The 6,389-nt window shown below is 43.4% G+C and carries 7 protein-coding genes and 1 tRNA gene; 6 read left to right on the forward strand and 2 right to left on the reverse strand.

The window, feature by feature from the left end; all coding sequences use genetic code 11:
- The first annotated feature begins 52 nt into the window (after window positions 1-52).
- The 5 genes from AACQ21_RS03475 (at window position 53) to AACQ21_RS03495 (ending at window position 4,922) form a co-directional block, all read left to right on the forward strand.
- Window positions 53-502 carry an L-alanine exporter AlaE gene (locus AACQ21_RS03475; RefSeq protein ID WP_017042265.1) on the forward strand — a complete coding sequence of 150 codons (450 nt, stop codon included), beginning with the start codon at window positions 53-55 and terminating at the stop codon, window positions 500-502.
- A gap of 168 nt (window positions 503-670) precedes the next feature.
- Window positions 671-758: transfer RNA gene (locus AACQ21_RS03480), tRNA-Ser, on the forward strand.
- Between the two features lie 188 nt (window positions 759-946).
- Window positions 947-1,981, forward strand: coding sequence for an ABC transporter substrate-binding protein (locus AACQ21_RS03485; RefSeq protein WP_019280927.1), 1,035 nt, complete (start codon window positions 947-949; stop codon window positions 1,979-1,981).
- Window positions 1,978-3,318, forward strand: a complete 1,341-nt coding sequence (locus AACQ21_RS03490; protein ID WP_094165364.1) for a GGDEF domain-containing protein — start codon at window positions 1,978-1,980, stop codon at window positions 3,316-3,318. The genes AACQ21_RS03485 and AACQ21_RS03490 overlap by 4 nt, the downstream gene beginning before the upstream one ends.
- Window positions 3,319-3,470: 152 nt before the next feature.
- Window positions 3,471-4,922 (forward strand): NAD-dependent succinate-semialdehyde dehydrogenase, encoded by a 1,452-nt coding sequence (locus tag AACQ21_RS03495; RefSeq protein WP_105977013.1) that lies wholly within the window; start codon window positions 3,471-3,473, stop codon window positions 4,920-4,922.
- An 11-nt stretch (window positions 4,923-4,933) separates the two neighbouring features.
- Here AACQ21_RS03495 and AACQ21_RS03500 read toward each other — a convergent pair whose 3' ends face one another.
- Window positions 4,934-5,188: a DUF1496 domain-containing protein gene (locus tag AACQ21_RS03500; protein ID WP_105977014.1), complete on the reverse strand. Its 255-nt coding sequence runs from the start codon at window positions 5,186-5,188 to the stop codon at window positions 4,934-4,936.
- A gap of 28 nt (window positions 5,189-5,216) precedes the next feature.
- A complete protein-coding gene (locus AACQ21_RS03505; protein WP_094127174.1) occupies window positions 5,217-6,110 on the reverse strand; it encodes a pyridoxal-phosphate dependent enzyme in 894 nt (297 codons plus the stop codon).
- A gap of 59 nt (window positions 6,111-6,169) precedes the next feature.
- Here AACQ21_RS03505 and AACQ21_RS03510 point away from each other — a divergent pair.
- On the forward strand, window positions 6,170-6,389 hold a 220-nt coding region (locus AACQ21_RS03510; RefSeq protein ID WP_219884454.1), incomplete at its 3' end, for a hypothetical protein.

A 6,389-nucleotide genomic window follows, 5' to 3' on the forward strand; every position in this document is an offset into this window, starting at 1 on the left:
GTACTGCTGATTGGCATATTTAATAGTTATATCTATTGTGTAGAGGGAAGTAATGAAAGCTCGTGGCCCATTTTGTATTCGTCATGCTGCGGCGGACACATTTGCAATGGTTGTTTTTTGTTTTATATCAGGCATGATCATTGAAATTTTCATCTCTGGAATGACCTTCGAACAGTCGCTAGCATCACGTACACTGTCTATCCCAGTTAATATCGCAATAGCATGGCCTTATGGCGTATTTCGTGACTTTATTCTGCGCCAGGGACGTCAATGGTCTGAGACTGGTTTAATGAAGAATGTCTCGGATTTGGTTGCTTACGTTCTATTTCAATCTCCTGTCTATGCCGCCATTCTATGGGCTGTAGGCGCATCTACAGAGCAGATCATAACCGCAGTATCAAGCAATGCCATTGTGTCGTGTGGAATGGGCGTTCTCTATGGCTATTTTTTAGATATGTGCCGTCGTTGGTTCCGTGTCCCGGGTTATCATCGTAGCGCCTAACTGTGACACTCACTGAAGAAAGGCTTGTATTGAATTTCATCAAATAAGTCAATAAGTAGTCAAACGAACCAAAGTGGTGGGCTTTTTTATTATTTTGGCTTGACCTAATCCTATAGAATCATTAAATTAGCGCCTCGTTAGCCAAATGCGCTAACCACAATATAATTTGGTGAGTTGTCCGAGTGGCTTAAGGAGCACGCCTGGAAAGTGTGTATACGGCAACGTATCGAGAGTTCGAATCTCTTGCTCACCGCCATATTCTAAACCGTAGACGATCGTCTACGGTTTTTTTGTGCGTAAAATACCATGTTAACTCAAGCTTAACTCACTGTTTAATCTAAACAATCTCAATGCATCCCCTGCTAAAAGTTATTAAATAGCCATTCACTCAAAAATAATCCCAATTCAGAGCTAAACTGTCATATATAAAACTAATTTCACTTATTGGCTATGGTTACGAAAAAGCACAAAGCTCAGACCTTTCATAAAGTTGCAGTGGCTATTGTTGTATTGGTAGTCACTATTGCTATTTTTAATAGGCAACTTGGTCATTTTTATGATGCTAGCCGTGTTGAAGAGCGTAAAGCAGTAAGAATAGCGGTTTCGCAAACGCCACTCTCTTCCTCCTTCATTATTGCCGACAGTTTGGGTTTTTTTGAACAACAAGGGGTGAATGTCGAACTAGTGCCCTGTTCTGGAGGTGTGGCCTGTTCTCAAGCTTTGTTTAGTGGGAATGTAGACTATGCGACTGCCTCTGAGTCGGTGGTTATGTTTAAGCTTTTCCAGCGTAATGATTTTGCACTATTAACCAGTTTTGTTGAGTCAGATAACGATTTAAAGCTGCTCACGTTAGAGCGATTAGGCATTGTTAACCTGAGTGATTTGGAAGGTAAAAAAGTAGGCATCGTTAAGGCGAGTGCCAGTGAGTTTTACTTTGATTCATTGTTGATTGCCAGTGACCTGAAAGAGATGGCTGTTGAAAAAGTCTATTTACCACCAGAAGCGCTAAATGACTCTTTATTCTCCTCACAAGTTGATGCTATTTCTGTTTGGGAACCTTACGGTTATAAAACTGAAACCTCTGCACCATCCGATGTATTGAACCTTGGGCTATCTGGTATTTATCATTTGTCGTTTAATTTACTTTCGATGAAAGCAACCGTCGAAGAGGCGCATGACGAGATAGTGGCAATATTACGTGCATTAAAAGAGGCTAATGAATGGATTAACCTCAATCCTGAACAATCAAGAGAGGTGATTGCACAGGCCTTAAATATTCCGTTACCCCAACTCGAGTGGTCTTGGAATGATTATGTATTTCGTTTGTCGTTAGGTAATGCACTTTTATCTAACTTACAGCTTCAAGCAAGATGGGCGATTGAGGCTGGTATGGTTACGGGCGACAAGCCGGATTTTCGGACAGTGCTTGCTTCCAAGCCGATCGAGGAAGTGCTACGTACTAAGGTATCGATAAAATGATCAGTTCGATTGTACGTAAATTGACATTATTGTTCGCATCCACGGCATTTCTAATCCTTTTGATCACTTTTTCTCTGTGGGGCTTACTTAAAGAACAAGAGCAAACAAAAAAAGATCTAGAAGATATTATGCAGATCCAATTGAGTGTGGATTTGTTGCGTAGCCAACTTTGGATTTTCCTGCAGTATTCTGATGTATCAAGTTTGGACCAGGTTGATATTGCTCAGCAAAGCCTCTCCAAGAGACTGCTTAATCATAAGATGATGGGCAAACATATCGAAAACTTACAACGCATGAATACTAGCCTTGCCGTCTTACTGCAACAAGAAAAAAAGCTTACTCATCAAGATGCTGAAGCAAAAAGCAACTCTCTAATCAGCGCGAAAGGGCTGCTACATTCACGTTACAATATGCTCGTGCAAAATATGACTGAAGAGTTGTTTTACTTACAAAAATCAGTCTTAGCAAAAAGCATTGAGAGTCAACAAATGACCTTGATGTTGAGTGCACTGAAAATATTATTTTTTTCAATCTTAGTGAGTGGCATTGCCTGGTTGATTTTGAAACGTTTCAAAAGGGGGTTTGCGTCAATTAAACAAGGTATCCTAGCTTTGACGTATGGTGACCTTGAAAGCAAGATTGAACCAGTTAATCTGGATATTGAATTTGTTGCTTTGGCTGATTTCTTTAACCATATGAAGGTCTCACTAAAAACGACAACCGTGACAAAAGATGAATTGCAATTAGAGGTTGAGCGGCAAACCTCAGAGTTAAAAATTCAAAAAGATCAGCTTCAGTTTCTATCTGAACATGATTCGTTGACGGGGCTACTTAATCGGCGAGCGTTTGAAAAGTTGTTGGATAACGCCATTATTAAAGCCAACAGGACTAAGGTGAAGTTAGCGCTGCTTTTCATTGATTTGGACAATTTCAAAACCATCAACGACACTCAAGGCCACTGCGCGGGAGATGAAATTTTAAAGCAAATTGCGATTCGCTTAGAGGCCAGTATCCGCCAATCTGATTTTTCGGCAAGGCTTGGAGGCGATGAATTTGTAGTGTGCCTCGATCTGATTGATGAGTACGATTTTGTCGCAGAGAAAGTCAAGCAAATCATCAAATGCTTAGGGCTGCCCATTGAGTTTGAAGGGCAAAGCCTAACCGTTGGTGTTAGTGTCGGTATCAGCTACTTCCCCTTACAAACTAATAGTATGCATCATTTAATGGCCTTAGCTGATGAGGCGATGTATCAAGCTAAAGAAGTGGTGGGTAACACTTATTGTCAAAACATTGATCCCTTAAGGGGAGTTTTTACAGTGGAAGACGTGGTGAGTTAACACCATTTTTCTGCATAGGGAGTGGTTGTGTCGAGCTTGATGCATGAGTAGATAGTCGCAATCCCTGAATAATACCGTTTATCAATTGAACCTGACTCAGTTTCCTTTTACCCTGTTCTCTCCCCCCCTTATTTATCGCTAGGAGCATCGTCATGCAGCTTCGTGATCCTCAACTTTTTAAACAACAATGTTATCTCAATGGTCAATGGGTTTGTGCATCCAACTCGCTCACCTCAACCATTTACAACCCTTATGACGGCACTCTGATTGGAACGGTTCCGCAGCTAGATAGTGCGCAAGTCCAACAAGCGATTGAGGGTGCAGAGCTTGCGCAGAAACTGTGGAAAAAACAGCCAGCGGCGGACAAAGCGAGAGTGCTTAGATCTTGGTATGAATTGATTGTTGAACACAGCGATGATCTGGCACTGATTTTAACCAACGAGCAAGGCAAACCTTTAGCGGAAGCGAAAGGCGAGATCAGCTATGCTGCCAGCTTTGTCGAATGGTATGCCGAAGAGGCAAAACGAGCTTATGGTGAGCTTGTTCCGAGCCATAAAGCGGATGCAAGAATACTGGTATCGAAAGAACCTATTGGTGTGGTTGCTGCGATCACGCCTTGGAATTTCCCTGCGGCTATGGTGACTCGTAAATGTGCTCCAGCGATTGCGGCTGGGTGCGCAGTGGTACTCAAACCAGCACCAGATACGCCTTTTACTGCTCTTGCTTTGGCAGAATTGGCGCATCGTGCTGGGCTTCCCGCTGGCTTATTGCAAGTGGTGACCGGAGAGGCAATCGCAATCGGGCAGCAATTAACCAGCAGCAAAGTGGTACGCAAACTCTCATTTACTGGCTCAACAGGAGTGGGGAAAATATTAATGGCACAGTGCGCGCACAACATTAAAAAGTTGTCGCTCGAGCTGGGTGGTAATGCCCCTTTTATTGTGTTTGATGATGCCGACATTAATGCCGCCGTAGAGGGTGTGATGGTGGCGAAGTTTCGTAACGCTGGTCAAACTTGTGTCTGTGCCAATCGAATCTATGTGCAAGAGGGCGTGTACGATAAATTTGTTAAAAAATTGGTTGATAAAGTCAGCAAGCTGATTGTGGGAAATGGGTTGGAATCGGGCGTAACAATGGGGCCTTTAATCAATGATGCGGCAGTGGCTAAAGTCAAATTACATATTGCGGATGCCACCGCGCAAGGCGCTTTAGTGCAATATGGCACTCTGCCTCAAGCCGGTAGCCGTTTGTTTGAGCCTCACGTATTAACAGAGATGACAGAAGAGATGTTGGTGGCTCAAGAAGAAACCTTTGGCCCACTTGCACCTTTGTTTCGTTTCACTCACGAAGAGGAAGTGATTGAACGTGCAAACCACACGGATTCTGGATTAGCGGCATACTGCTATACGCAGTCACTGGCTCGGGCTTGGCGCTTGAGTGAGGCTCTGGAAGTCGGTATTGTTGGTATTAACGAAGGTTTGATATCAACTACAGTCGCACCGTTTGGCGGCATCAAAGAGTCAGGTCTTGGCCGCGAGGGAGCAAAGCAGGGGCTAGACGAATATTTGGAAGTTAAATACACCCTAATGGGAGGCTTAAACTAACCTTCCTCTCACTATTTTTGTTGAGTCAGTAACACCCATCTTAAGGGGCCATTGGTTTCAAAATCATTGGCCTCTTGGCAGATCATATACAGCTCACCGACTTGAATCACTGCACCGATAGAATAAGCTTGGTCCTTATAATAGCAAACACGTTGCAAAGTTTTACCTTCTGTAGCCACCACAACCGGTAGCGAAGCGGTATTGATTACTTTCGTGTAGCCAAAGCTAGGAGCAATCAATAATAACCAAACACAGTACTTCAGCATGGTGTATCTCCTATTTATAGTGAGGTAGTTAATCAAATTGCCGCTGATAGCGGGGCAGCATACTTTCATTGCCCAGTAACCCACCTTGGTGAATATAAATCACCGTTTTTTCTGGATGAGCTTCCATCCAAGGTAACAAACATTGCCACATCATAGGGTCATACAACAGATCAAATTCCACATGAGTCTGCTCAAGTAGATTTTGCCACATCCGATAATCGGCTTCGTACAATCGTCCAAAGTGATGCTTTTTCTCTGTAGATATAATCGTAGGGTACTGGCGCTCTTCAAGCTCGTCAAATTGTTGGATGAGGTAGTCATTTCCCCCTACACAAGCACAGGTCAGAACCTCAATGCCGTGCGGTTTTAGATATTTTTGCAGGTAGATCGCAGTGGTTCCTGTCCCGGAGGGCAACGCAACGACGAATTGCGTTTTTGTCTCCATTCTCATCCAGTTGAGAATTTCTAGAGCCAACTGCTTAATGCCCGTTTCGGCCACCTTTGAGCGACCGCCTTCCGGTACGACTAAGCATGAAGCATCAGGCTGGCGGATCGTATCAATATACTGCTCGGGGGGCATTATATTGATGGGGCTAACTTCGATGATGTGCGCTCCTAAATCCAGTGCACCACGATAGTTGCCAATCGGCCTTTGCTGTAACCACGTTGGAATGTGGTCTACATAAAACTCAAATTTCCACCCTTTAATGCGCGCAAGAGCCGCAAGAGAATAGAGAGCATTCGACTGCGCCGAACCATAGCTGATTAAAGTGCTGATGCCGGGGAGATCGCTATCCAATAACGCCATGAACTTACGCGCTTTATTTCCGGAAAAATGGCTGTGAAGTTGATCATCACGTTTTAAATAGAAGCGGTTATTGGCAAAAGTATGTTGCGTTATGGGGGTGTCAGACAGTTTCATGATGATTTTCGAGCAGAAAAGGGCCGTAGTATATACTGACCTGAGTAAAAATTGCAGTGTTGGCCGATTTTATCGCTCGTCAGTTACTGCTTTGCCTCTCATGCGGCAAAAAAAAGCCCAGAGCAAAAGGCGCTGGGCGGATACAAATAAACATAGGAGTTAATAAGAAAAAGCAGCATATCGGTAGTTACAGTAAGAAGAAAAATTTGACGGCCTGTAAAATTCTTAATGCTCTGCTAACTACACTTATTGAGACTGAGCATTTCACAATCAGTTCCA

This window comes from Vibrio sp. V01_P9A10T6 (genome assembly GCF_963877065.1).
In the GTDB taxonomy this organism is placed as follows: domain Bacteria; phylum Pseudomonadota; class Gammaproteobacteria; order Enterobacterales; family Vibrionaceae; genus Vibrio; species Vibrio anguillarum.

What these genes read in the sequence shown, in the direction of transcription:
- AACQ21_RS03475 (WP_017042265.1), top strand. Translation starts at nt 53, where the DNA reads ATGAAAGCTCGTGGCCCATTTTGTATTCGTCATGCTGCGGCGGACACA.
- AACQ21_RS03490 (WP_094165364.1), top strand. Translation starts at nt 1,978, where the DNA reads ATGATCAGTTCGATTGTACGTAAATTGACATTATTGTTCGCATCCACG.
- AACQ21_RS03495 (WP_105977013.1), top strand. Translation starts at nt 3,471, where the DNA reads ATGCAGCTTCGTGATCCTCAACTTTTTAAACAACAATGTTATCTCAAT.
- AACQ21_RS03500 (WP_105977014.1), bottom strand. Translation starts at nt 5,188, where the DNA reads ATGCTGAAGTACTGTGTTTGGTTATTATTGATTGCTCCTAGCTTTGGC.
- AACQ21_RS03505 (WP_094127174.1), bottom strand. Translation starts at nt 6,110, where the DNA reads ATGAAACTGTCTGACACCCCCATAACGCAACATACTTTTGCCAATAAC.